This is a genomic window from Bacillus cereus group sp. BfR-BA-01380, assembly GCF_022663535.1.
GTDB lineage: Bacteria > Bacillota > Bacilli > Bacillales > Bacillaceae_G > Bacillus_A > Bacillus_A cereus_BB.
Genome location: NZ_JAKUFS010000017.1, coordinates 35,879 through 62,311, shown reverse-complemented (window position 1 = coordinate 62,311; position 26,433 = coordinate 35,879). Strand labels below are relative to the sequence as shown.

The following is a 26,433-nucleotide window of genomic DNA, read 5'->3' as shown; positions in this document are numbered from 1 at the left end:
GGTATTGAAAATGAATTTAGAAAAAAAGAAGTCAGCTGAAGAAGAAATAGTAGAACTAAAGGAGCTTGTGAAAGAGTTGCATGGTTCCATTCATCAACTGCAAGCAGAAGTGCAGCAATTGATGCATGAAAGACCAGTTGTACAAATGAAAAAGGGAATTGAATGGACACCGACCATGATTGGTCAAGTTGGCGGTTTAATTTTAGGTGCTCTTGCAATTATTGGTATCTTTTGGTGAAAAAGAAGGTTTGCAGCTCATGCTGCAAACCTTCTTACATTAAATAACGTAAATAAATATATGCGTGTGATAAAAGTAGTGCAACAATTGTTAATGGTAATCCAATTTTTAAGAAATCCATATACGAGAAACCGCATCCTTCACGTTTCGCAATACCTGCTACAACGACGTTGGCAGAAGCGCCAATTAGCGTACCGTTTCCTCCTAAGCAAGCCCCAAGTGATAATGCCCACCATAATACTTCAACTTGCGGAGAATCTGCCCCAAGTCCAAGTCCGCTTGCTAAGTTTTGAATAAGCGGGATCATTGTTGCAACAAACGGAATGTTATCAATTGTGGCAGAAGCAGCCCCGGATACCCATAAAATTAAGATAGATGCATAGCCGATATCTCCGTTTGTTACGTCCAATACTTTTTTAGCAAGTGAGGAAATAAGCCCGATATCAACAAGTGCACCGACAAGAACGAATAAACCTGCAAAGAAGAAAATCGTTACCCATTCAATATGTGCAAATACATTTTCTATTTCGTGTTCTTTTACACCGATTAGCATTAAAAGGACAGCGCCAAGTAGAGCGATGACGGCAGCATCAACATGAATAATAGAATGAAAAATGAATCCAAGTATTGTTAGTCCTAAAATGGATAAAGACTTAACGAGTAAGCTGCGATCGCGAATATAATCAGTTTCGTTTAAAGACATCAGTTTCTGAATTTGTTCGTCAGTTGTTTTTAATTTGTTACGATACATGATATATATAATAAGCAACGTAACGGCAGAAATAATAGCAACAATGGGTGCCAAATTCAGCAAAAATGCATTAAAATCAAGATGCTTATTTGCTGATCCAATCATAATGTTAGGAGGATCTCCAATAAGTGTTGCTGTTCCTCCTAGGTTCGAAAATAATACTTCTGAAATTAAAAATGGAACAGGAGGTACCTTCAAAATACGTGTAATCGATAATGTAACAGGTACAACTAATAAAACGGTTGTTACATTGTCTAAAAATGCAGAACCAATTGCGGTTAAGAGAGAGAGAAGTAGTAAAATTCGAATTGGCTTTCCACCAGCTGCTTTTGCAGCTTTAATTGCCACATATTCAAAGACACCAGATTGACTTGTAATATGTACGAGAATCATCATTCCTATTAACAGAGTGATTGTTTCCCATTGAATATGTGTAGTAAAGGCAGTATGTAAGTCTACAATTCCCATAATCACCATAATGGCACCGCCAAGTAAAGCAATGACAGCACGATTAATTTTTTCAGAGATAATAAAGCCGTATGTAATTAAAAACACAGCAATGGCAAAATAATATTGCCAGTTTGCAACTTCATGTGCTGAATGATCCAATGTGTTCACCTTCTTTTTAAGTATCTTATACATAGTTGTGTATAAAAATGTCGAAATGTATCCCTCTGCATAAATTTTATTGTAGCAAATTCGCATACAGAAAGAAATGAAAATGCGGAATACATCAAAAAAGATTGATAATTTCACATACTGTATTAAATATAAAAAAATAAAAAAGCAAAAAAGTATGCAAAGTAATCATTGTCCTCTATTATAAGAGATAGCAATTTACATTATTTTTTCGTAAACTGGTTAGAAGAGGTGAAATCCGATGGAAATAATTACAAATACTTCTGTCGTGCAAAGTGAAATTGAACGTTTTCTAAATCACGATGTATATCTTCATTTAGAAACGACAAACGGTGCATATGCTTCGCATGTAAATGAGAAAGCGATGACAGTTGGGGCGTTCATCCGTAATGCAGTGATTCGTTTTGAACGCGGTATGATTACAGGGACGAATCCATATCGCATAGGTTTAAAAATGGAGCACGGCTGGGTATATGCAGAAGGTGTGACACATTGGGAAAAAGATGAGAAAAATCGTCTTTTATTAGCGGGTCATGATGAAAAAGGGCGTTTAGCAGTTGCGCTGCAATTAAGTTTAACGCCATTTGCATAAGGAGTGGAGATTATGGAAAGACATGTACTTGTAGTATTTCCGCACCCAGATGATGAATCGTTTGCGGCGGGAGGAACAATTCGTCAATACCGAAATAATGAAGTACCTGTTACGTATGCTTGTGGAACACTTGGGCAAATGGGACGTAACATGGGAAAAAACGTATTTGCGAATCGCGAAACGATTCCGAGCATTCGAAGACGGGAATTAGAAGAAGCTTGCCAAGCGATGGGAATTGAAGACTTACGTTTACTCGGCTTCCATGATAAAACGTTAGAGTTTGAAGACGTTGATTTTGTCGCAGATAAAATTGAAGAAGTGATTCGTGATGTGAATCCTTCTTTAATCATCACATTCTACCCAGAACACGGTGTACATCCAGATCACAATGCATTTGGACGCGCAGCTGTTCGCGCAGTAGAACGTATGCCAAAAGAAGAACGCCCAGTTATTCACGCGGTGGCTATTACGAAAAATCGTGAAGAAGTATTAGGAAAACCAGATGTAGTCAACGATATAAGCGATGTATTACCGCAAAAATTAGCGGCGCTTCGTGCGCATCGTTCGCAAACAGAAGCGATGTTAGAAGAAATGGAAGCAAAGCTGAAAAAGCAGGATCCAGCGACGACAAAACGGTTGCAAATTGAACAATTTTGGACGTATAAATGGAAATCATAAGCTAGAAGCAGCAAACCTTCTAACTTATGAAACATAACGAGATGCTGAAAATGATGGCATCTCGTTTCTTTTTTACATAGGCACATCTAGCTAATTCCTTTCATACAATACAAACGAATTGTAGAAAGAGGGGGAGAATAATGGATAATACAAACGAAGATGTGTACGGAGATTTTCGAAATGGTTATCAGTTGAGCGGAGAAGTAGTTTCTAGTGTTGATCCATATGTTGTGCAAACGTTACAAATGATTGTTGGGAAAAATGTTGTTGTGGATACAATGCGCGGCAGCTTGCAGGGCATGTTAAGGGCCGTTAAACCAGACCATATTGTGATTGAAGAGGAAGATACACCGTTCTTTATTCGGATGCAACAAATTGTTTGGATCACGCCAGAAGAATAATGTGGATGAAAGAATCTTTATCTTTTATACATTAGTAATGATGGTAATAACCAAGAAGTCGGCTAAGTTGTAATGTAGGTTTATAAAAAAGTTTGATAAAAATCACCTCGTGAGATAGCACGATCTTAAGAGGTGATTTTTTTGTTTAAGGGAAACTTTCTTTCATTTGTTGAGTATGGAGCATAAATCCCTCCCCTTTATACTTTCACAAGTGGTTATTTAATTACCATTATTTTCATTTTAAATTATTGACAGTTATTAGTATGTGGTACTAATATTAGATTATAATATCAAGTATAAAATAGTAAAGGGGGACAAATAAATGAGGTCAAAAGCAAGAATTACAGCTATTGGTACCTATGTACCTGAAAAGAAATTAACAAATTTTGAACTTGAGCAAATGGTTGAAACAAATAATGAGTGGATTATTCAAAGAACAGGAATTCATGAACGTAGAATAACTCGCCCTGATGAATTTACCAGTGATTTATGTGTATCTGCCGTAAAAGATTTAATGTACAGATATAATAAAAAAGTCGAAGATGTAGATATGATTATTGTGGCTACTAGCACACCAGATTTTCCATTCCCATCTGTCTCCAGTATAATACAGGACCAATTAAATATATCTCAAACTGGTGCCATAGATTTAAGTGCAGCGTGTGCAGGGTTTGTTTATGCATTGCATACAGCAAACAGTTTAATTTCTTCTGGGCTCCACAAAAAGGTACTCGTTATTGGAGCAGACACAATCTCAAAAATTACGGATTATACAGATAGAAGTACATGTGTTTTATTTGGTGATGGTGCTGGCGCGGTATTAGTTGAAAGGGATGAACAATCAAAAAGCTTTATTGGATTCCACCTAGGAAGTGATGGGAGAGGAGCACAACATGTATATCGTCCTGGACTATCAAAAAAGGTCAATGGAATTGAATTAGTCGATACTCAATATCTTGTACAAAATGGTAGGGAAGTTTTTCGATGGGTTGTAAGGAATGTTCCAGATAGTATAAGACAGATTTTAGAAAAAACGCAAACGAGTTTAGATCAGGTGGATTGGTTTATACCTCATAGTGCTAACTTAAGGCTGATAGAACCGATTTGCGAAAAATTAGAATTCCCATTGAAAAAAAACCTTTATAGCTTAGTCAACTTTGGAAATACCTCTGCTGCAACAATTCCTTTAGCTCTTGACCTTGGAATCCGTGAGGGAAAAGTCAAAAATGGAGATCGAGTTCTTATGTACGGTTTTGGATCTGGTTTAGTTCACGCTGGACAGCTTGTAGAATTAAATTTTGATGAACAAATTAATATTCCTACACCGTTGTGATGTATACCCAATAATCAGTTAGCAAAAGCCTTCCAATCCCTTTATTGCGATAGTTGGCGTCAACTATAAAAGCAATTCCACCAGCATAAATTTCGTTTTGTGTATAAAGGAAATCGGTATGAAATCCAATCATTCCGATAACCTTTTCGTTATAACTGGGAGTATAGTGACTAGTAATAGCTTGAATACTGTAAATCTAACTTTCATTTGTTCGATAGAAGTTGGATAACCTAGTTGTTCCATTTAATCTGCTAACTCAAGTATATCGCTTGAAATAGCTTGTCTAATTATCATTTAATCCTTCTTTGAATAAATAATCTATTTATTCTTAATTTTGCTTCTAGTATAATCAATTTAGTTGATATTATGAAATAAATTCTAACGGAGGGGTTATTTTTGAAAAGAGTGAATGTAGTTTCAGCTTTAATTTATGATAATAATGAAAATATATTAATCGTTAAAAACATAAAGGGTGATTCTTTTTATTGGGGTCTTCCTGGAGGGGCAGTTGAGGGAAATGAGACTTTAGAACAAGCTGTAATTCGCGAAGTAAAAGAGGAGACAGGATATAATATTGCTGTGGATAGATTACATTCTGTTAGGGAAATGCTCTTTGAAGAACGAGGTCATCATGCTTTAATCATTACTTTTTATGCAAAGATTATTGATGGTGAAATAAACATTAATGATCCAGATCATGATATTGTTGAAGTTAGATGGGCAAATAGTGAAACCGTAAAGGAATTCATGCCGTCTTTATTTGAGATGTTACAAATGAATTGTGATAAGGATAACATACAGGCCTTTTATGCATTTGAAGGTATCCGATAAAATCAAGAAAAGGTTTTATTATTGATAACAGAGTAGGTAGGATACATAGTGAAAATTAGCATTTATGTATACGCTTGTCGTAAGTGTGAATGAGATATCCACGCCGATTGTAGCAGCCTTTCCTAAAAGTATCGCTTCCCCGTCGATTATGGCGTATATTATGACACAAAAATATGTAGAAGGATTGCCTCTTTATCGTCAGGAAAAGCATTTTGAATGAATGGGGATCTTCTTATCACGGCAAACTGTGGTTATATCGTACAGGAGATATCCCTATCGTTCTCTATAACTATCAACCTACAAGAGCAGGGGAACATCCGAAATGTTTTTTAACTGGTTTTCAAGGGTATTTACAGGTAGATGGATATAGTGGTTATCATCAAGTACCGGATGTCACCCTTGTGGGATGTTGGGCGCATGCCAGACGGAAGTTTGATGAAGCCTTAAAAGCTTTACCCGAATCACAGAAGGGGAAAAAGTGAAGTAAACAAAAACTAACTCCAAAATCAACTTTTATTGTATATTTTTTTACGTTTACTTTTAAATCCACAACACTTCAAAACATTAACTTAAGAATTTTATAACACACCCAAAACAAAAAAATGTACATCTCCAGATGAAAATGTACGTTTTTTTGTTTTGGGATACTTGCTTTTCTTATCTTGATAGTGATGTGGTGAGACCCTTTAATTGTAATCATCATTTTGATAATCGTTATTTAAGCTAAGCACTCTTTCGTGTGAACGATATTCTATGTGAAAGGTATTATGTTATTACTTGTACTGAGGCTCTTCTTGTTCAATTTGCTGAAGACGAGGATTTAAAGATTCAATAATTTCTTGAGTTTGTTGTGCTGCACCTTTATATAATTGTTTTGCTTGCTGGTTATCAGTATCAAGAACAAATCCTTCTAGGCATGCTTGAGCACTCTTTAATCCAGCGATAGTTTGTTTAAGTTTAGTACTTACTGTCATATAGTATTTCCTCCTTGTAAATGTACTTCAAAATATAGAATGCCTATTTTGTTATCATAGTACGATTTCCAATTTTAGGGTTATGTGAATGAGGAATTTTACAGTTAATTATTCGAAAGAGGATTTTTTTAGCTAATAGCTACATGGAATAGCGTTAAGTGGTGTTATGTTAACTTAACGTGAATAGAATATTCAGAAGAAAAATCTACCATGTAAGAACGTAATTTATTTATATATTCTATGGTAAAGATTAGTTTCATGGATGGATATGGAATAGTTTTGTCCCGATAACAAAAACTAACAGAAAGAAAACGATAATATATAAAGGAGATTAAATATGTTGAAAAAGATAGGAAAAACTTTCCGGGTACTCCTCTTTGTATTTATCGGCGGATGTTTTGTTTTGTTTGTTTGGGATGAAATTGACAGAACAGCAGCTGAAAAAAGTGGGAGATTTGGCCAGCAGCCTAGCCAATACCCTATTCGTCAAAGTGATATTACTATGTATACAGACGGGAAACAGTTAAACAATCAATTATTCTCAGATATAAAGAAAGCAAAACATTACGTGCATATTAACTTTTTTTCTATTGCTGATGATAAAGTAAGTCATCAGTTTCTAGAGTTATTGGGGCAAAAAAGTCAGGAAGGTGTAGAAGTATACTATGCAGTGGACAGGCTAGGTGGAATTTTACTAAAGAAAAAGGAAAGAGAATTATTAGTTAAAAAAGGAGTACATTTTACGTATTACAATAAGCCTGCTTTCCCTTATCTTTCTGCTTCTTTGGATCATCGGAATCATCGTCGTATTTCAGTTATTGATGGAAAGATTGGGTACATTGGCGGATTTAACATTGGCAAGAAGTATTTAGGAGAAAAAGAAAAACTTGGCTACTGGAGAGATTATCACCTTCAAATACGAGGAGAAGGAGTTCAAGATCTAGAACACCAATTTGTGTTAGACTGGAAGAAAAACTCGGAGAAACCGATTCCGATACACAGTGAGATAAATGAAAAGGGAGCAACCTCGCATCGATTTACTGCATATTATAGCGGAGAAAAACTTGGGCAAGATTATGCAATGCTGTTTCAACAAGCAAAAGAGTCCATCATTATATTAACACCTTATTTTATACCAAATGACAGAACGATTTGGAACGCATTAATAGATGCAAGAAAGAGGGGAGTCCGTGTCAAAATTTTGTTCTCACCTCATTCGGATGCACTGTTAGTTAAAGAAGCAGCGTATCCATATATCCGAAAAGCATTAAAACAGGGAATAGAAGTATATGGTTATAAAAAAGGGGTGTTACACGGTAAAGTATTTTTGATTGATGAAAAAGTATTGATGGTTGGGACTGTGAATTTTGATTCGCGCTCGTTTCATTTAAATGAAGAAATGAACTGTTATATCCATGACCCTGTCTATATTTCGAAAATAAAGCCAGTCATTAATGAAGACTTACAAAATTCAAAGCGAGTAACATCCTCTGACGTCAATCAATTATCTATAAAAGAAAAAATGAAAGAAAAGGTTGCAAAAATGTTTGAGTATTATTTGTAAAAACAAAATATTTTTATATTAAGGAGTAGTAAACTGTATTTTGTCCCGCATTAACGGGCAATAATACTCCCACCTCAAACTTCGGCGAAAGCATTGTCCAGCTCTAGCGGCTAGAATCTCCGGTCGTTTCGCCCCCTCGGACGAGGCAAAAAGCGCCTCTCTGTCGGGTGCTCCAACGTCCTGCGATTCTGAGCGAGCCGCTTCCGCCTTTTTTAAGAAGTTAGGTGGGAGATAAACTGCCCGTAAAAGCCCGATTGGTGAGGGCTAATAATCAGTGGGGGATGAAGAAAACCCCCGCTGATTAAAGTTTCACTTTATTAGAATAAATTAAATTACCTGACACAAGCAAAGAGGTTTATCTTGTGGATTTTCGATTAAGTGAGAATCCTGGTATCATTAAATTTGTACTTAGAGATGGAAGAGGCTGATCCAAAAGTTTCACTTTTGGATCAGCCTCTTTCACTATATAAAGGGGAGTGGAACCTATTTTACACCAACTGCATCATATGACTGTTTCACGGCTGCCACTTCTACAGAGTTTGCGCCGTATAAATCTGCAGCGGCTTGTACTAAACCAGCGCGCGCTTGACTAAATGTTGTTGATTGCGTGAGATATAGCGTATTTGCGCGATAGTAGATTGCGCCTACTTTATCTTTACCAATACCATTTACGGTTACACCATAATGTGTACCGCCATTTGCCAATAAGTACGCAGCTTTATTGATAATACTGCTATTTGTATGAACGCCTCCATTATCACTCGATCCTGTATAACGTTTCGAGTAATGATCTGGATCACCATATTTTGTTGGATCACTCATCGAACGAAGTGCATCCCCAGCTGTACCAGGTGTATAAATATCTTCTCCAACTTCCCAATCTGGATTACGGTTATCATAGTATTCTATTAATGTTCCAAAGATATCTGAAATTGCTTCATTTAATGCACCAGACTCATTTTGATAAATAAGGTCTGAACTATATTCTGTAACGGCATGCGTTAACTCATGTCCAACAACATCAATCCCTCCGGAAAATGAAATGAATGTATATCCATCTCCATCACCATACACCATTTGTGATCCATTCCAGAAGGCATTGTTATAATTTCTTCCATAATGAACTGTGGATTTTAACGGTGCACCAGCATCGTTATAAGAGTTGCGGTTAAATGTTTTCTTATAATAATCATATGTTACACCTGCATAGTAATGTGCATCTACCGCTGCTGCATCACGGGTAGCATTAAAGATATTATCTGCATCTGCCCATAACGTTCCTGGAAGAGTCGTACGATTCTTTGCATCATATGTGTAAATTTTTGCACCGTGTGTATTATCTTGTAAATAATAATTAGATCCAGATAATGTTGTATTAATAGACTTTGTATCTCCTAATACCCCTTTACCTGTTCCCACTTTATTTGTTCCTGTTACAGGTTTAACCGGTGCATTATTCTCCGTATTCGCATTATGAATTGTATTGTATTTATTTAGTACTTTCCCATTATCAGCTTCAATGAAATAATAATAGTTTCCTGGCTCTGGATCTAAGAAATTTAATTTCACAACATATGCGTATGTTGTTTCTCCACCATTTTGATATACAAATAAGTCTGCCGACGGCTCTACTTCATATTTTGGATTCAGCCCCAAATCTTTTTGTGCGGCTGTAATTGCTTCTTTTCCGTCAATTTTATTTTTATTTTTCAGCTTCTCTTTCTTATCTAAATCAGGCGCAACTGTTCCTGATACAACTTTTAATACACCATCTTTCCCAACATGAGCTACTTGAGTAGAACCCCACACTGGTACACCTTCATACATTTGCTGTAAGCGTATAACTGTCGCTTCTGCAACAGGATCTTTTACAACTTTTTGTACTTTAAAAGATTCCTCTGCACTTTTTTCGCCTAGTTTATAATCTTTTTTAGCAGTGTTTAAATAATCAAATACAACAGATTCAGCTTTCTTTCCTGATTCGCTTGTTAGGTTTCCTGATACAAACTCTGGAGACTGAATAGTCTCATTGTATTTCTTTGTGGAAAGTACGTTCTTTGAATCTGCAAAGGCAGAGCTTGTCCCCCCGAACGTTGTCACTGCCATTCCAGTCGCTAATATGAACGCTAGACTTTTTTTCTTCATCATTCTTTTCCCCCTAACAAAAATTTTAAAAAGAATAAATTTATAGTAACATTAAGTTTCTATTATTAGAATACTGAAAATTCAAATAATTTTTTTCTCAAGATTTCTTTCGTTTTGATGAACAATTTAATAGGATAGATATTTTTATACTTCAATTTATGACGAAAACCTTTTAGGGCTGATAAAAATGAAAATAGTAATTTATAATATGGTTTTATGGCTTTTGCTAGGAATCTTTATATAGTTTGTCGAATATTCCAAAATGATCTTATTTTTTTATTGAAGGAGATGTTGTAATGGAAGTAACTATTCGTCCCGTTCAAATACAAAATGCTAGCGCAATTCATCGGATATGTATACAAGATGAAGTTTTGCCATATATGGTTTTTCTGCCAAGTATGCGAGTAGATGCTATGGAAAATAGAATTCGCAACTTAGGACCTAATCAATTTGAATTCGTCGCAGAGCTTGATGGTAATGTAATTGGATTTGTAGGTTTAACGCAAGGACAAGGCCGAAGATCGCATTCAGGAGATCTATTTATGGGTGTAGATAGTGAATATCATAATAAAGGAATTGGGAAAGCATTACTTACAAAAATACTCGATCTTGCGGATAATTGGTTAATGCTTGAAAGAGTGGAACTTGGTGTTCTTGAAACAAATCCTGGTGCGAAAGCGTTATATGAAAAGTTTGGCTTTCGAGAAGAAGGAATAAAGAAGGGGAGTTTGAAGGCGAACGGTAAATTTGTTGATGAAATTATGATGAGCCGTTTTCGTCCGAATGGTTTAGTTATGCAAGATTGATTATAAGTAATTACAAGAAAGCCATAAAAAATTAAGGGTGGTATATATTATCCGCGACTAATATGTACCACCTTGAACTTTTTATATAATAAATGGGCTCGATTGTTGAATAACTTTGTTTTTTAATTATTGTGACTACTTTAAAGGGTATATGATATATCCTTTAATTTCTTTTTGTATATATTATTGTTGATTGAAAAATGTAGTTTTAATATTTTTTTCGTTCAAAAACTTTTCGATTTCTTTTTGTTTTCTACCATTAACTTTAGTAAAGCGCTTTGTAAAAGAAAAATCGGTCTTTAACACGTTACCATTTTGCGAGAGTTTATCTATTTCCTGTTGCATTTCTAATAAAAGTGCCGTAGATGACGAAATATATTCATAGATTTCCTTTGAAGGTTTTTGATAATCATCAGGTATCTTATTATTACTAATAAAATCATGGAAATTCGCATCATTTTTTTTCGCTAGATCCATTAGTTTTTGTAATTTTTCTCGATCGGATTCAGTAAAGTTCTCATCAGAAGTTGTTGAAGAAAGTGGAACGATGTTTTCAGTTAACGCATGACTAGAATCCAAATAATTTTTAATACTTTGTTTCATTTCATCTTCAGTAATATTTTCATTCTTTTTTTGAGAGTTGAATATATTTTCTGGAATTTCAATAGCAACATCTTTTATAGATTGTACATTGCTTAATTTATCATATCGTGAATCGTTTCCTTCATTAGATTGTGTATCGTGTGAACAAGCAGACATACATACAATAGTGAGCGGTATGAATAGATATAAAACATGCTTTTTCATTTTAATCGCATCTCCTTTTTGCTTAATTAATACCTTTGTAAAATGGCTAAAATTAACTAATCTTCTTAGTAGAGGATAGAGAGAACCTTCAGATCTTTCTATCTTGTTAGAAATACGTTTAGCTAGTGAATAAACCACATGAAGCACTCTCAGTTAGTATTGCTGAAGCTATTAGTTCTAACACACCTTTTAAAATTGTTTATTTATAGGATCTCTGACAATAATTCCACTTAATGGATATCTAATTATTTACAAATATACCATTAGCTAGTTTGTTTAGCAAGGTACTATGATATTATCGATACCACGAATTGATGAGTACTATACTCATTTTCAGAAAGGAATGTAACTACTTAGCCACCCTATGGTTTTAATGGTTTAATATTTTGATTTTCAAGTTTACCTCCACAAATTCTTATTAACACTGGAAATAAAGAAAACAGGAGGTGAAATATTTTCTTTATTTCGATTCTAGATGCTAAGCATTTTGTTGTGTAGTTTTCTCTGTAGGTTTTTAACTATATAAGTCCACTTTAATTTTTCGACATCTTTGTCTAGCTCTGCCTCCTAAGCCCTCATGTCTAAGAACCTTCCACACGAGAAGGTAAAAAAGCACCTTCTGTGTGAAAGAACCTTAGCCAACGGGCCTAAACAGTCGGCTCCGCTTTTCTTTATGATCCAGCTCCAGCGGCTAGAACAGTCGGTGGCTTCGCGTCTTCCGACGAGGCAAAAAGCGCCTCTATGTCAGAAGCTCCATCCCCCTCTTGTTCTGAGCGAGCCGCTTCCGCTTTTCTTTATAAGTCACTGCTATGCAGAATAGCTCGCTTGCTCCCTTTGTTTTAAACCTTGCATGTGGCAGGAAAAGGTCCTGACCGCTTCTATGCATGGCCAGATGCTCTCGTCCGCCTAAAAAGAAAGAGGGTTTTTATGTCGATTTTTTAATTTGTATTTATATAGTGGTCAAATATGCATAATTGCATAAATAAATTAAAAAATATAGGTTATTATTAAACTATATTTGTAATGTAGACGAGTATTCTTACTTAAATGTGAAACCGTTTACGTTTTTTTAGAAAGAATCGTTTTTGCTAATGAGTGAAAATTAAATTTAAAAGGGGATTTGTGTATATGATGTTCCGAAATACAAAACTTGCTATCTTTACTATTTCTTCATTATTTATTTTAGGTTCTTCATCCTTATCATTTACAAATACTGTGTATGGTGAAGGAGCTTCTTCGTCTTCAAAAGTAAATCAAGGGGTAACTTCAACTAATTATGATGATACATATTATAATAGCATGAAGGGGAAAACGGGCTTAGAGTTAAAAAAGGAACTTCATAATATTATTGATCATCATACAAAGATATCATACAGTGCGGTTTGGGAAGCGCTAAGAGATACTGATGAAGATCCAAATAATAAAAATAATGTACTTCTCTTATATACAGGGCGTTCGCAAGGGAAATTTACAAATGGTTCAGGGGTCGATAATTGGAACCGAGAGCATGTTTGGGCGAAATCTCACGGTGATTTCGGGACGGCTGCAGGGCCTGGAACGGATCTTCATCATTTAAGAGCTACAGATGTATCTGTAAATAGCTCACGTGGAAATTTGGATTTTGATAACGGTGGTGTGAATCATCCAGAAGCAACAGAATGTAAATATGATAGTGATTCCTGGGAACCTCGTGATAGTGTAAAAGGTGATATTGCTAGAATGTTATTTTACATGGCTGTTCGTTATGAAGGGGATCACGGTGAAGTAGATTTGGAACTAAATGATAAAGTAAACAATAACAAAGCTCCCTATATGGGAAAGTTATCTGTTTTACTAAAATGGAATGAACAAGATCCTGTTGATGATCTTGAGCGAAAGCGTAATGAAATAATCTATACAAAGTATCAACATAACCGGAATCCATTTATTGATCATCCTGAATGGGCAAATAAAATTTGGAAATAAATAAGTAAAATCATAGTTTGAAAAATATAAAGTGGAAAGGAGTGGTCATAAGGATCACTCCTTTCTTATATTTATTATATAATAATTGGTCTGTAAGGGATTGGTGAGGAGAGTATCATAGATGTTTTTACTGCAGCAAATGGAATTACAATATTGGATTTAAGTCAATATTTTGGACACAAAAAAGTTAAATCCAGGCTACTTCTTTAGCTAGATCTTCTATTGCTTGAGGAGTTTTATAATCAATATTACTATGGACTCGCTTGCGGTTATAAAATCCCTCGATGTATTGAAATAATGCTAAGTTTGCTTGTTCAAACGTGACATATTGTGTACGATATACTTTTTCTTTCTTTAAAATGGCATGAAATGACTTGATACAAGCGTTGTCATATGGATACTTCCTCCTTGAACCCCATTGTAAGGACTTAACTAAGTTGTGTCCATATGACTATACTAATTCTATTAGAAAAAACAAAGGAGAGCGTATATTAGTCATATCTACTATGTGTTCTCCTTTTACTAAACTAAAGAGCTTGAGAGATTATTAAAAAACATAACCAATTCAATTTAACAGTTATTAATTAAGCGTTTTATTGCATCAATTACCACAAATGGTTCATCGTTTTGTATATAGTGGGCACTATTTTCTGCAATTATAAGCTCACTTTTTGTAGATATCTCAAGAATCTCTTTTTGCATTTCATTCCATAATTCTTGAGATTTTTTAGAATAATAATCTTTTTTTCCTGCTGATAAAACCATTAAGGGAACATTTAATTGTTTTTTTGTTTGTTTTAGCTGTTTTAAACTTGCAGTAAATTCATCGTATGTACTTTCATAAATAAATTGGTTGTTATATGCTTGTTGAAATTCTTTTGACATTGTTGGAAGAAATCTTTCTTTATAATCTTCTGGTGTAGAATCAATCAAAAGTAATGCAGCGACGTTGTTAGGATACTTTGTAGCATATATCCGCATGTTTACACCACCAAAAGAATGACCTACTAATATGTATGGGGGTTGTATCTTCATTTTTATTAAAAGTTCGTTCAATTCTTCTACCATCTCTTGGCTCGTTCTAGGACTAGGACTTTTCTCGCTTTTTCCTAATCCGGCTCTATCATAGACGAGTACTTCCGTTAGCATAGAAATTTCAGTAATTATGGAACTCCAGGCTTTAGAATAGTCGCCATATCCAGAATCCATTATAATGGTAGGTTTGTCTGTTTTCTCCCCATACAACTTTGTAAATAATTTGAAACCACTAATTTGTACAAACTGCTCTTTCTCTCTACGTTTCATAGTAGTCCTCCTATAATTTAAAGTATATTTTACCTTCTGAAACGGTACTGAAAATAAATGCATTTGACTAGAATCTCTAATTAGAATTCTAGCATATGTAAAAAAAGATGTTAGTTTTTATACTGGTTTAATTCTCCTTTAACAATTATTGTTCAAGTCATTTGGGGAAATTAAACGGTTTGCAAGGAGAGGAGGTTTATGAGGTGACCAAAATTGCTGAAGGTCATCTCTGTTATTGTTCTAATTTAGAACGATTGAGGACAGAGAATTTGGATAACGGTCAGTTGGTATTATCCAGTTTAGATTTAGAAAATATTATACATATAATTGAATAAGAAACAAGCGTTAATAAGCTTGTTTCTTATCTTGAACAGGTATATCCGTCCGATCAATAATTAAATTATATGTAAGTCCCATTAATACTAATAAACCACCCACTATCTTACCAAGCGATATTTCATGTGAATTGAAAAAATCAATGATAATGCCCATACTTAATTGACCGATAAAAATAAGTAATGTCAAATAAAAGGAAGATATTTTAGGAATAATATAGTTTGATAATCCAATTACTACAACGCCTACTAATCCACCTAAATAAGCAAGAAACGGTATGGATTGCAATGTCGTGTAGGACATGTTAAAAGATTCATTACTACAAACTAAAAATAGCAACGAAAAAGCGAGACCAGTAATATAGTTGAAAAAAGTACCTTGGAAAATTCCAATTTGAGTTGCTAAATTTGCGTTAATTACCCTTGCGATTACGATAGAACAGCCAGCTAAAATGGCAATACATATATAGAACATCATTTCTCCTCCATTAGAAAATATTCATAACAACAATTCCAGAAGCAATAAGTAATAAACCGACCATTTTCTTTTTTTCAAACTTCACAACTTGCATTCCTAATAATCCGAAATGGTCGATAATAATAGAAGTGATCGATTGACCGAGTAAACCTAAAGCGATTGTTAAGGATACACCGAGTGTTGAAAAGCTAATATTGGTAAAGAGTACGGTGAACACCCCGATAGCTCCTGCGCTATATAAGTAAAGCGGAATTCCTTTCTGAATCTTAATTTTAAATTTACCGACTAGTAAAATGATAATGACCGCAATTAATCCAACGATATGAATAAGAACGCTAGCGTTATAATTTCCTATAACTTCTGCTAAGATGCCGTTTAGTGGAATCATCAGTGCGATGAGAGCACCGATAAGTGCGGAAAGCAATTTATACATAGTGTTTCCCCCTTGCATTTTTAAGGTTAATTTATCCCGCATTAACGGGCAGTAATACTTCCACCTCAAAATTCGGCGAGAGCAAAGAAGTTAGGTGGGAGATAAACTGCCCGTAAAAGCCCGATTGGTTCAACTAATAATCAGTGGGGGATGAAGAAAACCCCCACTGATTAAAGTTTCACTTTATCATGATTGAAGTATCGTGTATTATGACATATGTCATAGTAAAGAGGGGATTTGGAGAATTTATGAAAAAAATATATGACTCGAAGAAGTTAGATGAGTATATTCAAAAGAATAATATTGAAGATTTTTTTAGTCATGGCATAAAGCCAGTGATGGAGTTGTTGTTATTTAAAAAGAATGAATACATATGTAGGGAAAATGAAACACTTCATTACCTTTACTTTTTTGTAGAGGGAAAAGCAAAGGTGTATACGACTTTAAGTAACGGTAAATCGTTATTGTTAACTTTTTATAATGGGTTTGAAGTCATGGGAGATGTAGAATTAGTTCGTTCTCAAAAAACGTTTTCCAATGTCCAAGTGATAGAGGACTCGTATTGCATTGGAATCCCATTAGAAAAAATTAGAACACGTTTACTTCATGATGCAACCTTTTTAAGTTTTATTTGTGATTCTTTAGCACATAAACTTGCTAGACTTGCACAAAATAGTTCCATTAATTTACTGTATCCACTTGAGAATCGATTAGCGAGTTACATTCTCGCGACAGGTGAAAGGGTAGGAGATGAAGAAAAAACCGTGATATTTCAAGGGAATTTAACGGAAATATCGGAGTTATTAGGAACAAGTTACCGACATTTACTGAGAACGTTAAATATTCTTTGTGATAAAGGAGTATTAGAAAAGAAGGGGAGTTATTTCGAAGTAATAGACGAGTCTTTACTGCAAGAGTTAGCAGCAGATGTTTATAAACAAAATGAAACATATGGTTGTAAGTGAAGCTGTGAGTAGAGTAAGAAGGTTTTCATTAATGATGAAAATACGATAAAAAATGAAATAAGCTCGATCTTCCTATAGACAATTCTGCTTTTATGACAATTGGTCCGATTTTCCTTAACGTACAGGAAATCGACTTTTTTCTTGTCGATATTTGTTTAGCTTACAGTGGTCACGTATTTTTAAGTATAACGGAAGAAAATATAGAAAATGCTACATAAATAGGAAGTTTAATCAACTTAGGGGGGGACAACTTTGTTCAATTGGATAGTAAAAAATGTACCTAATTTATTTACGATCGGAAATTTATTGTGCGGTGTTTTTTCAATTACCTTGAATATGAATGGCTTTTTGGAAGTATCCTCCATTTTTATTTTCTTTTCGGCTGTTTTAGATCTTTTTGATGGAAGGATTGCAAGAAAGTTAAAAGTGAATAGTGAGTTTGGCGTAGAATTGGATTCCTTAGCTGATATTGTTAGTTTCGGAGTTGCTCCTGCACTTTTATTTCATTCGATAGCGGCACCATCTATTTTAACTTCTTTGGCATTTATCCTTTTCCCAACGATGGGTGCTTTAAGATTAGCTAAATTTAGTGTTAAACCAACCATTGGATATTTTAAGGGATTACCTATTCCAGCTTCTGGATTACCATTGGCTGGTATGGGGTTGTTTTCATATAGCAATGCAGGGATTACCTTAATCCTCGCTTTCTTAATGGTAAGTCCAATTAGATTTAAAAAACTTTAATTGGGGTACCTTCCCACATCAATCAACTTAAGGTATATTTTTATATGTTATAAGCCAATTTGCTAAGCTTTCAGCTCGTTTTTCATGAACAATGGATAGGAAATCTTGAATCATGCGATGAACTTGTTTCAGCTCAGGAAACTCTGTATGAAATTCTAGTGATTCCGTCACTTTAGATGCAGTTGTCCAGTTTGCAGATAGAACGATTTTCTGCAAACGATTCATGTATATAAACAGTATTTTTGTTATCTTCAGATTTATTATAAAATAAATTGAAGGAATTTTAGAAAAATATTGAAATTTTAATCTTGAAGTAATATACTACGTTTTGTAAAAAGATTCCATTAGCATTTTAAGCATAATTCATGTAATACCTATTTTTAATATTGTCATACTGAAATGTTAATTTGTTTTTTTTGAAATAAATAATAAAGAAGGTGGTCAACTACCCACCACTTAAACGCTAACACGTTTTGAAGTGGGGGCTTAAAAAAAGCCTTGGTTGTCTAGCCTCAGTCTTTCGTGGACTCCGTTCGTAGGTTGCATACCCATGAATGATTCCCTAGTTCTTGGCTCTATGGTGGCTCTGTAACAGTTCTGATTGGGAAGGAACGGTCAACCACATGCCTTCTTATATAAGAAGTTGCCAACACCTACAAACATTGGCGAAGGGAAACAAACTCTTAGGAGGGACAAAACATGCGTGTATTTGTTAAGAATTTACGAGGAGAACCACTTATGCCTTGTAGTCACCGTAAGGCTCGGCTTCTTCTCAAACAAGGAAAAGCTAAGATTGTGAAATATACCCCCTTTACCATTCAACTCCAATATGCTACTGGAGAAACGATACAACCTGTTACAATCGGCGTTGACAGCGGTGCAAGGCATATGGGTATTGCAATCACTACAGAAGATAAGGTGCTAGCAAAAGGAACCACCCAGTTACGTCAGGATGTCAAAGAAAACCTTACACTGAGAGCTACATTACGCAGAGGGAGAAGGCAACGAAAAACAAGGTATCGTAAAGCACGTTTTCTCAATCGGAAAAAGAAAGAAGGATGGTTACCTCCATCGATTCAAAGCAGAGTGGATAACCAAATTCATTGGATTGAAATTTTCAAGTCACTCTTTCCTTCACCAAAAGTGATTGTCGAAGTAGGGAAATTTGATGTGCAAAAGATAAAAAAATCTGACATACAAGGAACCGAATATCAACAAGGAGATGCCTTTGGCTTTTGGAATACGAGGTATTATGTATTTGCGAGAGACGATTACACCTGTCAAATTTGTAAGAAACAAGGTGGCATTTTGCATACGCATCATATCATCGAACGATGCAACGGTGGTTCTGATATGGCAGATAACCTTGTAACGGTACATGAAGACTGTCATGAAAAATTCCATCAAGGGAAAATCAAATACAAGTTTAAGAAGCCAAAACAATATAAAGAAACCGCCTTTATGAATATATTGCGTATGCAAATCATAAATCGTTTAGATTGTGAAATTACGTATGGCAGTTACACCACGCCAAAAAGAAAAGAACTTGGATTAGGCAAAACACATATAAATGACGCAATTGCGATTACAAGTCCCAAACATTTGCAAGAATATGATCAAAGTGGTGAATTTCGCATCAAGCAATTTAGAAAGAAAAAACGTTCCCTACATGAAGCAACCGTAAGAAAAGGAAGGAAAACAAAGAATACAAGTGCAAAACGGAACAACAAAAATACACCGCATATAGATGGAACCTATTTGGGTGATAAAGTGAAAGTATTTGGTCAAATAGGATTTGTGACAGGTTTTACAGGAAAAATGGTATACGTACAAGATATACATGGACAATATATACAAAATCCTGCTAAATCTTATAAACAAGTGAAGAGATCAGAGATAGAACGTATACACCATACGAACAATTGGCAGTTCTTACAAATCAGTTAGGCGATGCCTAACCAAAATTCATCCCCACCTTACCGCTGGGCTCCGCCCGTCACGCGCTTGAAGATGGGGACTTCTTTCGGAATTACGTTAAATATTTCATTAAGAATTGTTAGTAGTTTATAAATAAGGATAAATTTGTGAGGTTTCATAATTAGTAAATCTCTAATAGCAAAAAGATGTTAGGGCAAAAGGTAAAGACAATGTAAAAACTGATGTCCTATCGATTTTTTAATTAACTTTTGATAGGGACATTTCGGTTTATTATTTTTGAGCAATTTTAAACATTGTCCATCTATTTACATTTTAATCCACACTAAAAATAAATTGAATTATATTTTTGGAGAAATAAGAGTATGAATAACTACAGTTTAATAGAAGAAAAATCTCAATTGAAAAATACCCCTCAACTATTCGCAATTCAAAGAGGAGAGTGTTTATCTGGTAAGTATATGAATAAACTACCAGTAAAAGAACAGGAACGCATTAAGAGATACCAGCGTTGGGAAGATAGACAGAATACTTTTTTGGCAACTAAAATGGTAAGAAGATTACTTTCTGAGTATTTAGACAAGCCTATTGATAGTCTACAAATTTTTAGAGATGAGCTAGGGCGTCCAAAACTGATAGGTCAAAATAATTGGCTTGGAGATTTTAATGTCTCTCATTCTGGTGAATGGGTGATATGTGCAATGGTAGGAGAAGGAAGAGTAGGGATAGATATAGAGAAAATCCGTCCGATTGATTTTGATGTGGCTAAGTATTGTTTTACAATGGAGGAGCTTGATGTTCTTTTTAATCTTAATCCAGAAAAACAGTTATCTTTATTTTATGAGTTATGGACATTGAAAGAATCGTTTGTTAAGGCTATTGGTCAAGGTTTATCTTATTCTTTAAATTCGTTTGGATTTGATATGGAAAGTTGGAAGGGTGGTCGCATTCTTTTAAAAAATGCCCAAGGCATTCCTCAGTATGGATGGCATTTTAGATTCTTTCACCTTGATGAAAAGTATCGAATCGCTTTATGTTCCAATCAACAATTACTTACAAAGTCTATAAAGATTCTGTCTAGAAATACTATTTTATCAGATTAGACATTTTTGGTGAGTTATGGTTTAATATGAAAACTATTCGTATTGGAGTACTTATTAATTTTTCTTAATTCTGTACGTACTATTTATTAAAATGGGAATATAAAACTATTTATCTCACTTAAATTTTATAATTAAAAACTCAAGTTTCGTTCTGCGAAACTTGAGTAATTGACTAAAAAGTTGTGTGATCGGTATAGAAAAGGTGTTGCTTTAAAAGAAAGTTTGATTAAAAATGTGTGATAAACGTTGATTTAACGCCATATTACAATTTCGCTTTTTGAAAAAAGATTGATTAAAGTAATCGACTTCATAATGGGGTAGCACCACATCGCTATCAAGCTAACAAAATAAAATACCCCCTAAAATGAAAAAATGCACTATTCTTTCTGTAGAATCATAGGAAAGGATTGCATTTGTTAACATAATCAAGTACAGAGCATGGAACAGGCTCGGTAGCTAAGTAAATTTCGTATCGTTAGGTACGATTACCTTAGAAGCCCCCACCTCTAAGCAAAGCGTAGGTGGAGGGTAGTTCACAAATACGTTATAGGATATTCACGCTTGTTTTTTGATTTTCCAAAAAAACAGTCCAAGATAACATAGGAGAATAAGACTAAAGGTGTACAATGCATTTGTTAATCCGAATAAGTCAGATAAACTGCCGCTTAACGTCGGACCGCAGAACATGCCAATAGAGTACGCTGTATTATAGATAGCAAAGAGTGTACCGTATGCACGAATTCCGCTTTGGTCCGCGAGGTGTGTCAGTTCTGGCAGAGCGGGTGCTAGTAAGAAACTAAAACTAATTCCTAGCACAGCGAGAACAAATATTTCAGTGATCATATTAGGAACGAGTGTTATGAATGGAAAACATAGAGCAGCAATTATAAGTCCAATAATCATTGTTTGATTTCTGCCAAGCTTATTTGAAAGTGTCCCAATTACTGGAGCAGTAAACCCATAAGCAAGAGTGGGAACAGCAAATAAAAGTCCGATTGTTCCTGAACTTGCGTGTAAAACATTATGTAGATATAAAGGAAGAGTGGGCTCTAAAGCGCTAGGCAAGGCAGCTCCAAGTATAATAATTCCGATAATCATAAATAATGAGTGCATCTTTATGATGGAGCGATAGGAAATGCGTTGCTCTGTATCCTGTTTCGGTTCATCATGAAGCAATGTGATTCGTAATATACCATCAATAAGTGCGATTACTGCTGCGAAGATAAATGGTAAGTGATAGCCGCCCCATTGGTAAAGAAAGCCGCCGATAGTTGGTCCTAAAAGCATTCCAATTGCTTGGCCAGATAGAGCGATCCCCATTGCTTTCCCGCGCTCTTGTAGAGGGAATACATCTGCAAGAAGGGCTAATCCAGCTGTCCATGTTGCAGCTGCTGATATACCTTGTAGCATTCGTGCTAGAACCAATAACCAAAAACTGTTCGCAAATCCAAATAACATAGTTGCAGCTGCTAGCCCAAATAAACCTAGAATCATAGGGAGCCTTCTTCCTACTTTATCGGAGATCACCCCTAAAATAGGGGTAGCGAGAAGTAAAGTAATTGCATAGCTACCGAATAAAAAGCCAATTTCAGCTTGCGTGGCCCCAAGTGTTTTTGCGTAGCTTGGTAAGATGGGCACGATGATTCCATATATAAGCATGTCAGTAAAGACAGCTACTGCTACAACCCATAAAGCAGCTTTTTGTATTCGAGACATTTTCATTTGAGATTCCATAACTTCTCCTCCTCACTGTTATTTTCTTTTAATATAGATAACTTCTTTTCTAGCTTTTCGATAAAACGAAGCTGCATCTCACATTGCTCATAAATATTTTCAAAGATAAGAGTTACATGTTCAGGAACGTCAATCATTTTCTCTTTAATCGATTGTCCTGCTTTCATATTTTCGTACATGTCTACAATTCCTCTTTTTTGCTCCTGCAAAGCAACTATAATTTTCTCGATAGAAACTGTATCAGCTGTGAAAAAAGTTAGTGCTGTATATAGATGAGTTGGGAAACTTACCGAAGATTGCTGAAAAGATTCAATCATTAGCTTGTGAAATTCATCCTTTCCAGCTGGTGTGATACTATATATTGCCTTGGAACGATTTCCTGTCTTTTCAACAGTATCTAGTTTTACTAACCCTTCTTTGTCCATTTTTTTTAAAGCGTGGTAAATGGAAGCCGGGAAAACACCTGCCCACGTATCAGTTTGCGCAGATTGCATTACTTGCTGTAATTCGTAGCCAGACATAGGACCATACTGCATTAATAAACCAAGTACCATTAATCTTGTCATCATTATCCCTCCATCAAAATAGAAAACATTTAATACTAAACGTTTAGTATTAGTGTAAGCTTATTGAATAAGTTCTGTTTTGTCAAGATTTGGTGCGTGATTTACGATTCAGCTTAAGTACGCCACTGATGAAGCGATGCAACCTGATACAAATAATAATCAGAAAGATAATTGACAATAATCATTTTTCTGATTATTATTAATGCAATTAAAAAAAATGAAAATATTAGCAGCAATGAAGAGAAGAGTAATTAAGAAATGTTATGTAACAGAGAACTCCGGTAGCTGAGAAGGAGAGATAGCGATCTTAATGAAAAAAGACTTGGAGCTTCGTATGGAACTAAGTTGATTAGGGATAATACGACGGATTCTCCCGTTATAGAGATAGGGTATACGCAATTTGCCGTACCCGAAGAGGTTGGTATGGTGACATATCAACAAACTGAGGTGGTACCACGATGAGCACAACTCTCGTCCTCAAGATTTATAGTCTTGGGGGTGGGAGTTTTTTTATTTGTGAAAAAGGCAAAAGAGAATTGCAATGATTTTATGAAGAGGTGATAGTATGCACTGGGCATATAAAATAGCAAATGAATTAATTAATACGTATCCTAATAAAGATACTTTTGTGTGTGCGTCAGGAATTAGTCCTTCGGGATCAGTTCATATAGGGAACTTTCGGGAGATTGTAACAACACATTTTGTAGTGAAGGCGCTGCAAGACTTAGGGAAGAAAACACGTTTTATTTTTTCTTGGGACGATTATGATCGTTTTAGAAAAGTTCCTAAAAATGTTGATCCCTCTTTTGAAAAATATATTGGTTTGCCGTATTCAGATATTCCGGATCCTTTCGGGTGTCATACGTCGTATGCAGAACACTTTGAAAAAGAATTTGAAAAGTCTCTAGCAGCCTTTGGGATTGAAGTGGAGTTTCTATATCAGAGTAAGGAATATAGAACTGGTAGATATAACAAACACATTATTCATGCATTACAACAAAGAAAAGAAATATATGACATAGTCATGAAATTTAAAACGAGTGATATTTCAGAAGAAGAGAAAAATGATTTCTACCCAATTGCACTATATTGTGAGAATTGCGGAAAAGATCATACAGAAATAAAAAAGTTTGATGAAGAAAATAAAACGATTGAATATGTTTGTAGTTGTGGAAACCATTCAATATTATCAGTGATGAGTGCAAATAATATGAAACTGAATTGGAAAATAGATTGGCCAATGAGATGGATGGTTGAAGATGTCATTTTCGAACCTGGAGGAAGAGATCACTCATCAGAAACAGGAAGTTATAACGTATCAAAAGAAATTGCTAGGAGGATTTTTAACTATGAAGCCCCTAGCTATGTAGCTTATGAATTTATAGGAATAAAAGGGGATCATAAAAAAATGTCTAGCTCAGCTGGAAATATTATAACGCCAAATGAGCTACTGAACATATACTTACCTGAAATCATTCTATTTATGTTTTCGAAGTATAAGCCCAATGCACCTTTCAATATTGGCTTAGATGAAGATGTGATTAGAAATTACTCTGAATATGAAAGATTTAGAGACAGTTACCGAAATGGAACGTTACAAGATAAAGATATATGTTCTTCACTTAAATTATCAAAAGTTCACGGTGAAAATGAAATATTACCGAAATTTAACCAAGTAGCAGGTGTCTTACCATTAGTAAACTTTCATGTGCAGGCATTACAAAGTGTGCTTAGTAAAACAGATGAGGAATATACCGTAACAGATAGTAAGAAAATAAGCGATCGGGTAGAATATTGGATTAAAAATTGGAATCCACAAAAAATAATTCGTATAAATGATAAGAAAGATATCGAATACTATGAAACATTAGATGAGATTCAGAAAAAGTGGTTAAAAGAATTTTGTGACATACTTCGTAATAGTCAGCAGATAGATCAATTAATGGAAAAAATATATGCAATTTGTCATGACGAGGATAAGAAAATTATGAGAGCTAATCAAAAATTATTATTTCATATGGTATATATGCTTGTTTTGAATAGTTCAACTGGTCCGCGATTGCCATTATTCATTCAGGCGGTAGGGAGTGAGCGAATGGTTTCTTTGTTAGATTTTGAATAAAAAGAGGCCGTGAATAGATAAGGGTGTATCCAAAGATATTATTTTTTTCAATTTATAATGATTGATGGGGATTATTCCCTAGTTTTGGAAAAATTTATGAATTTAATACAATTCAAAATGACAGTTCCACTTATCTCGCGATGAAGGAACTGTCATTTCAATGTAATTTATACTTTACATAAAGCAATATATATATTACATTTTAAATGGAGGGTGTTATATGAAAAATCACGTAAAGGTTGCTCGTGTAAAAGCAGACTTGACACAACAACAGCTTGCGGATGCGGTCGGTATTACAAGGCAAACTGTTAGCCTTATTGAAAAAGGTAAATATAATCCGTCACTAAAGCTATGTTTACAAATTTGTTATGCCGTAAATGCAACATTAGATGAAATATTTTGGGTGAATCAGGAGGATTTTGAATGAAAAAAATTACAGATGAAAGACTCATTGTAAGGAATTTGCAAAATATTAAAATTACGTATATCGTTCAAACAATGGGGGTGTTATGTATTCTTGGTTATGATTTCATTCAAGGGGGAATAGAGAGGGTACGTGAGAATCCCCTTTGGATGGTATTTATGTTAACCTCTATTGTAGCTGCCTATTTATCGATGAGTATTAGTGTAGAACATGAAAAGGAAATAAAAGATCCTAAGAAATCATTTATTATTAGCATGGCAGTACTAACTATAATTGGGACAGGTGTCGCATATCTTACTTCCATTACACCCAACTTTGGTTGGAAAGATGGTCTATTATTAGGAGTTATTTTGTTCATCTGTGGTTTTATACCAGTTTACTATGTATATAATTTAAGGGTAAAACAAGGGCAGGATTTAGAAGATGAGTAGAATGTGTTAACATATACTATTTTTTTAGAAGAAAAGCTAGTTTGTTGTAATATTATATTCAAATGTGATAAGGGAGAATCCATTTTGATCCTATGTCAAAATGGATTCTTTCGTTTTACCGTACATACACGTTC

27 protein-coding genes, 3 pseudogenes and 1 other annotated feature are annotated in these 26,433 nt (G+C 34.7%); of the genes and pseudogenes, 17 read left to right on the top strand and 13 right to left on the bottom strand.

The features are described from left to right. Window positions 1–10: 10 nt before the first annotated feature. Window positions 11–238 carry a hypothetical protein gene (locus MR076_RS16255; protein WP_242222265.1) on the top strand — a complete coding sequence of 76 codons (228 nt, stop codon included), beginning with the start codon at window positions 11–13 and terminating at the stop codon, window positions 236–238. Window positions 239–272: 34 nt separating this feature from the next. Here MR076_RS16255 and MR076_RS16250 read toward each other — a convergent pair whose 3' ends face one another. Beyond that, the gene (locus MR076_RS16250; protein ID WP_242222263.1) at window positions 273–1,598 is read right to left on the bottom strand and encodes an ArsB/NhaD family transporter; all 1,326 of its coding nucleotides are present in this window, start codon (window positions 1,596–1,598) and stop codon (window positions 273–275) included. 271 nt (window positions 1,599–1,869) lie between these two features. Here MR076_RS16250 and MR076_RS16245 point away from each other — a divergent pair, with 271 nt between their 5' ends. From MR076_RS16245 to MR076_RS16230, 4 genes are all read left to right on the top strand, one after another. After that, window positions 1,870–2,220 carry a YojF family protein gene (locus MR076_RS16245; RefSeq protein WP_242222261.1) on the top strand — a complete coding sequence of 117 codons (351 nt, stop codon included), beginning with the start codon at window positions 1,870–1,872 and terminating at the stop codon, window positions 2,218–2,220. A gap of 12 nt (window positions 2,221–2,232) precedes the next feature. Then, on the top strand, window positions 2,233–2,898 hold the full coding sequence (gene bshB2, locus MR076_RS16240) for a bacillithiol biosynthesis deacetylase BshB2 (protein ID WP_242222259.1): 666 nt from the start codon (window positions 2,233–2,235) through the stop codon (window positions 2,896–2,898). 140 nt (window positions 2,899–3,038) lie between these two features. Further along, a complete protein-coding gene (locus tag MR076_RS16235) occupies window positions 3,039–3,299 on the top strand; it encodes a YuzF family protein (protein WP_242222257.1) in 261 nt (86 codons plus the stop codon). 322 nt (window positions 3,300–3,621) lie between these two features. After that, window positions 3,622–4,632 (top strand): ketoacyl-ACP synthase III, encoded by a 1,011-nt coding sequence (locus MR076_RS16230; protein ID WP_242222254.1) that lies wholly within the window; start codon window positions 3,622–3,624, stop codon window positions 4,630–4,632. Here the strand turns inward: MR076_RS16230 and MR076_RS16225 are convergent. Continuing rightward, window positions 4,619–4,765 (bottom strand): GNAT family N-acetyltransferase, encoded by a 147-nt coding sequence (locus MR076_RS16225; protein WP_242222252.1) that lies wholly within the window; start codon window positions 4,763–4,765, stop codon window positions 4,619–4,621. The genes MR076_RS16230 and MR076_RS16225 overlap by 14 nt on opposite strands. Window positions 4,766–5,037: 272 nt before the next feature. On the opposite strand from MR076_RS16225, the gene MR076_RS16220 reads away from it, so the two are divergent. Both MR076_RS16220 and MR076_RS16215 read left to right on the top strand, forming a co-directional pair. Next, entirely contained in the window at window positions 5,038–5,463 is a 426-nt protein-coding gene (locus MR076_RS16220; protein WP_313897343.1) for an NUDIX hydrolase, read from the top strand. 45 nt (window positions 5,464–5,508) lie between these two features. Then, a pseudogene (locus MR076_RS16215) lies at window positions 5,509–5,936 on the top strand (IS66 family transposase); the annotation flags it as partial. Window positions 5,937–6,236: 300 nt separating this feature from the next. On the opposite strand, the gene MR076_RS16210 reads toward MR076_RS16215, so the two are convergent. Then, window positions 6,237–6,437 (bottom strand): DUF1657 domain-containing protein, encoded by a 201-nt coding sequence (locus MR076_RS16210; RefSeq protein ID WP_003198197.1) that lies wholly within the window; start codon window positions 6,435–6,437, stop codon window positions 6,237–6,239. Between the two features lie 337 nt (window positions 6,438–6,774). Between MR076_RS16210 and MR076_RS16205 the strand changes: the two genes are divergently transcribed. Further along, window positions 6,775–8,001, top strand: a complete 1,227-nt coding sequence (locus MR076_RS16205) for a phospholipase D-like domain-containing protein (RefSeq protein ID WP_242222249.1) — start codon at window positions 6,775–6,777, stop codon at window positions 7,999–8,001. Window positions 8,002–8,484: 483 nt separating this feature from the next. Here MR076_RS16205 and MR076_RS16200 read toward each other — a convergent pair whose 3' ends face one another. Next, entirely contained in the window at window positions 8,485–10,146 is a 1,662-nt protein-coding gene (locus MR076_RS16200) for a M4 family metallopeptidase (RefSeq protein ID WP_242222317.1), read from the bottom strand. A gap of 296 nt (window positions 10,147–10,442) precedes the next feature. On the opposite strand from MR076_RS16200, the gene MR076_RS16195 reads away from it, so the two are divergent. Further along, on the top strand, window positions 10,443–10,952 hold the full coding sequence (locus MR076_RS16195) for a GNAT family N-acetyltransferase (RefSeq protein ID WP_242222247.1): 510 nt from the start codon (window positions 10,443–10,445) through the stop codon (window positions 10,950–10,952). A 183-nt stretch (window positions 10,953–11,135) separates the two neighbouring features. Here the strand turns inward: MR076_RS16195 and MR076_RS16190 are convergent, their stop codons facing one another. Then, window positions 11,136–11,759, bottom strand: coding sequence for an NDxxF motif lipoprotein (locus MR076_RS16190; RefSeq protein ID WP_242222316.1), 624 nt, complete (start codon window positions 11,757–11,759; stop codon window positions 11,136–11,138). 1,128 nt (window positions 11,760–12,887) lie between these two features. Between MR076_RS16190 and MR076_RS16185 the strand changes: the two genes are divergently transcribed. Beyond that, complete coding sequence (locus tag MR076_RS16185) at window positions 12,888–13,724, top strand: endonuclease I family protein (RefSeq protein WP_242222245.1); 837 nt, start codon at window positions 12,888–12,890, stop codon at window positions 13,722–13,724. A 74-nt stretch (window positions 13,725–13,798) separates the two neighbouring features. On the opposite strand, the pseudogene MR076_RS16180 reads toward MR076_RS16185, so the two are convergent. The 5 genes and pseudogenes from MR076_RS16180 to MR076_RS16160 form a co-directional block, all read right to left on the bottom strand. Beyond that, a pseudogene (locus tag MR076_RS16180) lies at window positions 13,799–13,879 on the bottom strand (Lrp/AsnC family transcriptional regulator); the annotation flags it as partial. 32 nt (window positions 13,880–13,911) lie between these two features. Then, window positions 13,912–14,136, bottom strand: a pseudogene (locus MR076_RS16175) (IS3 family transposase); the annotation flags it as partial. A gap of 158 nt (window positions 14,137–14,294) precedes the next feature. Continuing rightward, complete coding sequence (locus tag MR076_RS16170) at window positions 14,295–15,029, bottom strand: alpha/beta fold hydrolase (RefSeq protein WP_242222243.1); 735 nt, start codon at window positions 15,027–15,029, stop codon at window positions 14,295–14,297. Window positions 15,030–15,374: 345 nt separating this feature from the next. Next, window positions 15,375–15,839 carry a DMT family transporter gene (locus MR076_RS16165; RefSeq protein ID WP_242222315.1) on the bottom strand — a complete coding sequence of 155 codons (465 nt, stop codon included), beginning with the start codon at window positions 15,837–15,839 and terminating at the stop codon, window positions 15,375–15,377. A gap of 13 nt (window positions 15,840–15,852) precedes the next feature. Next, window positions 15,853–16,275 carry a DMT family transporter gene (locus MR076_RS16160; RefSeq protein ID WP_242222240.1) on the bottom strand — a complete coding sequence of 141 codons (423 nt, stop codon included), beginning with the start codon at window positions 16,273–16,275 and terminating at the stop codon, window positions 15,853–15,855. A gap of 248 nt (window positions 16,276–16,523) precedes the next feature. Between MR076_RS16160 and yeiL the strand changes: the two genes are divergently transcribed. After that, window positions 16,524–17,240, top strand: coding sequence for a transcriptional regulator YeiL (gene yeiL, locus MR076_RS16155; RefSeq protein ID WP_242222238.1), 717 nt, complete (start codon window positions 16,524–16,526; stop codon window positions 17,238–17,240). A gap of 252 nt (window positions 17,241–17,492) precedes the next feature. Then, window positions 17,493–17,984 (top strand): CDP-diacylglycerol--serine O-phosphatidyltransferase, encoded by a 492-nt coding sequence (pssA, locus tag MR076_RS16150; protein WP_242222236.1) that lies wholly within the window; start codon window positions 17,493–17,495, stop codon window positions 17,982–17,984. Window positions 17,985–18,011: 27 nt separating this feature from the next. On the opposite strand, the gene MR076_RS16145 is transcribed toward pssA, so the two are convergent. Then, window positions 18,012–18,209, bottom strand: a complete 198-nt coding sequence (locus tag MR076_RS16145; protein WP_242222233.1) for a hypothetical protein — start codon at window positions 18,207–18,209, stop codon at window positions 18,012–18,014. 474 nt (window positions 18,210–18,683) lie between these two features. Here MR076_RS16145 and iscB point away from each other — a divergent pair, with 474 nt between their 5' ends. Both iscB and MR076_RS16135 read left to right on the top strand, forming a co-directional pair. Beyond that, window positions 18,684–19,931, top strand: a complete 1,248-nt coding sequence (gene iscB / locus MR076_RS16140; RefSeq protein WP_242222230.1) for an RNA-guided endonuclease IscB — start codon at window positions 18,684–18,686, stop codon at window positions 19,929–19,931. Between the two features lie 353 nt (window positions 19,932–20,284). Beyond that, a complete protein-coding gene (locus MR076_RS16135) occupies window positions 20,285–21,022 on the top strand; it encodes a 4'-phosphopantetheinyl transferase family protein (protein WP_242222227.1) in 738 nt (245 codons plus the stop codon). Between the two features lie 555 nt (window positions 21,023–21,577). Here MR076_RS16135 and MR076_RS16130 read toward each other — a convergent pair. Further along, on the bottom strand, window positions 21,578–22,756 hold the full coding sequence (locus MR076_RS16130) for an MFS transporter (protein ID WP_242222225.1): 1,179 nt from the start codon (window positions 22,754–22,756) through the stop codon (window positions 21,578–21,580). Beyond that, on the bottom strand, window positions 22,741–23,322 hold the full coding sequence (locus tag MR076_RS16125; RefSeq protein ID WP_242222224.1) for a PadR family transcriptional regulator: 582 nt from the start codon (window positions 23,320–23,322) through the stop codon (window positions 22,741–22,743). The genes MR076_RS16130 and MR076_RS16125 overlap by 16 nt, the downstream gene beginning before the upstream one ends. A 226-nt stretch (window positions 23,323–23,548) precedes the next feature. Beyond that, window positions 23,549–23,804 (top strand) — a binding site (T-box leader). An 83-nt stretch (window positions 23,805–23,887) separates the two neighbouring features. Between MR076_RS16125 and lysS the strand changes: the two genes are divergently transcribed. The 3 genes from lysS to MR076_RS16110 all read left to right on the top strand — a co-directional run bounded on the left by lysS (window position 23,888) and on the right by MR076_RS16110 (window position 26,299). Beyond that, complete coding sequence (lysS, locus tag MR076_RS16120; protein WP_242222222.1) at window positions 23,888–25,444, top strand: lysine--tRNA ligase; 1,557 nt, start codon at window positions 23,888–23,890, stop codon at window positions 25,442–25,444. 220 nt (window positions 25,445–25,664) lie between these two features. Then, the gene (locus MR076_RS16115) at window positions 25,665–25,871 is read left to right on the top strand and encodes a helix-turn-helix transcriptional regulator (protein WP_242222221.1); all 207 of its coding nucleotides are present in this window, start codon (window positions 25,665–25,667) and stop codon (window positions 25,869–25,871) included. After that, window positions 25,868–26,299, top strand: coding sequence for a hypothetical protein (locus MR076_RS16110; protein ID WP_242222220.1), 432 nt, complete (start codon window positions 25,868–25,870; stop codon window positions 26,297–26,299). The genes MR076_RS16115 and MR076_RS16110 overlap by 4 nt, the downstream gene beginning before the upstream one ends. Window positions 26,300–26,433: the final 134 nt, after the last annotated feature.

Bases quoted from the DNA above. Each gene is read 5' to 3' on its own strand.
- iscB (WP_242222230.1), top strand. From the start codon at position 18,684: ATGCGTGTATTTGTTAAGAATTTACGAGGAGAACCACTTATGCCTTGT.
- MR076_RS16255 (WP_242222265.1), top strand. From the start codon at position 11: ATGAATTTAGAAAAAAAGAAGTCAGCTGAAGAAGAAATAGTAGAACTA.
- MR076_RS16130 (WP_242222225.1), bottom strand. From the start codon at position 22,756: ATGGAATCTCAAATGAAAATGTCTCGAATACAAAAAGCTGCTTTATGG.
- MR076_RS16115 (WP_242222221.1), top strand. From the start codon at position 25,665: ATGAAAAATCACGTAAAGGTTGCTCGTGTAAAAGCAGACTTGACACAA.
- MR076_RS16110 (WP_242222220.1), top strand. From the start codon at position 25,868: ATGAAAAAAATTACAGATGAAAGACTCATTGTAAGGAATTTGCAAAAT.
- MR076_RS16165 (WP_242222315.1), bottom strand. From the start codon at position 15,839: ATGTTCTATATATGTATTGCCATTTTAGCTGGCTGTTCTATCGTAATC.
- MR076_RS16205 (WP_242222249.1), top strand. From the start codon at position 6,775: ATGTTGAAAAAGATAGGAAAAACTTTCCGGGTACTCCTCTTTGTATTT.
- bshB2 (WP_242222259.1), top strand. From the start codon at position 2,233: ATGGAAAGACATGTACTTGTAGTATTTCCGCACCCAGATGATGAATCG.
- MR076_RS16125 (WP_242222224.1), bottom strand. From the start codon at position 23,322: ATGACAAGATTAATGGTACTTGGTTTATTAATGCAGTATGGTCCTATG.
- yeiL (WP_242222238.1), top strand. From the start codon at position 16,524: ATGAAAAAAATATATGACTCGAAGAAGTTAGATGAGTATATTCAAAAG.
- lysS (WP_242222222.1), top strand. From the start codon at position 23,888: ATGCACTGGGCATATAAAATAGCAAATGAATTAATTAATACGTATCCT.
- MR076_RS16190 (WP_242222316.1), bottom strand. From the start codon at position 11,759: ATGAAAAAGCATGTTTTATATCTATTCATACCGCTCACTATTGTATGT.
- MR076_RS16245 (WP_242222261.1), top strand. From the start codon at position 1,870: ATGGAAATAATTACAAATACTTCTGTCGTGCAAAGTGAAATTGAACGT.
- MR076_RS16235 (WP_242222257.1), top strand. From the start codon at position 3,039: ATGGATAATACAAACGAAGATGTGTACGGAGATTTTCGAAATGGTTAT.
- MR076_RS16225 (WP_242222252.1), bottom strand. From the start codon at position 4,765: ATGATTGGATTTCATACCGATTTCCTTTATACACAAAACGAAATTTAT.
- MR076_RS16145 (WP_242222233.1), bottom strand. From the start codon at position 18,209: ATGAATCGTTTGCAGAAAATCGTTCTATCTGCAAACTGGACAACTGCA.
- MR076_RS16185 (WP_242222245.1), top strand. From the start codon at position 12,888: ATGATGTTCCGAAATACAAAACTTGCTATCTTTACTATTTCTTCATTA.
- MR076_RS16230 (WP_242222254.1), top strand. From the start codon at position 3,622: ATGAGGTCAAAAGCAAGAATTACAGCTATTGGTACCTATGTACCTGAA.
- MR076_RS16135 (WP_242222227.1), top strand. From the start codon at position 20,285: ATGAATAACTACAGTTTAATAGAAGAAAAATCTCAATTGAAAAATACC.
- MR076_RS16210 (WP_003198197.1), bottom strand. From the start codon at position 6,437: ATGACAGTAAGTACTAAACTTAAACAAACTATCGCTGGATTAAAGAGT.
- MR076_RS16200 (WP_242222317.1), bottom strand. From the start codon at position 10,146: ATGAAGAAAAAAAGTCTAGCGTTCATATTAGCGACTGGAATGGCAGTG.
- MR076_RS16170 (WP_242222243.1), bottom strand. From the start codon at position 15,029: ATGAAACGTAGAGAGAAAGAGCAGTTTGTACAAATTAGTGGTTTCAAA.
- MR076_RS16195 (WP_242222247.1), top strand. From the start codon at position 10,443: ATGGAAGTAACTATTCGTCCCGTTCAAATACAAAATGCTAGCGCAATT.
- MR076_RS16160 (WP_242222240.1), bottom strand. From the start codon at position 16,275: ATGTATAAATTGCTTTCCGCACTTATCGGTGCTCTCATCGCACTGATG.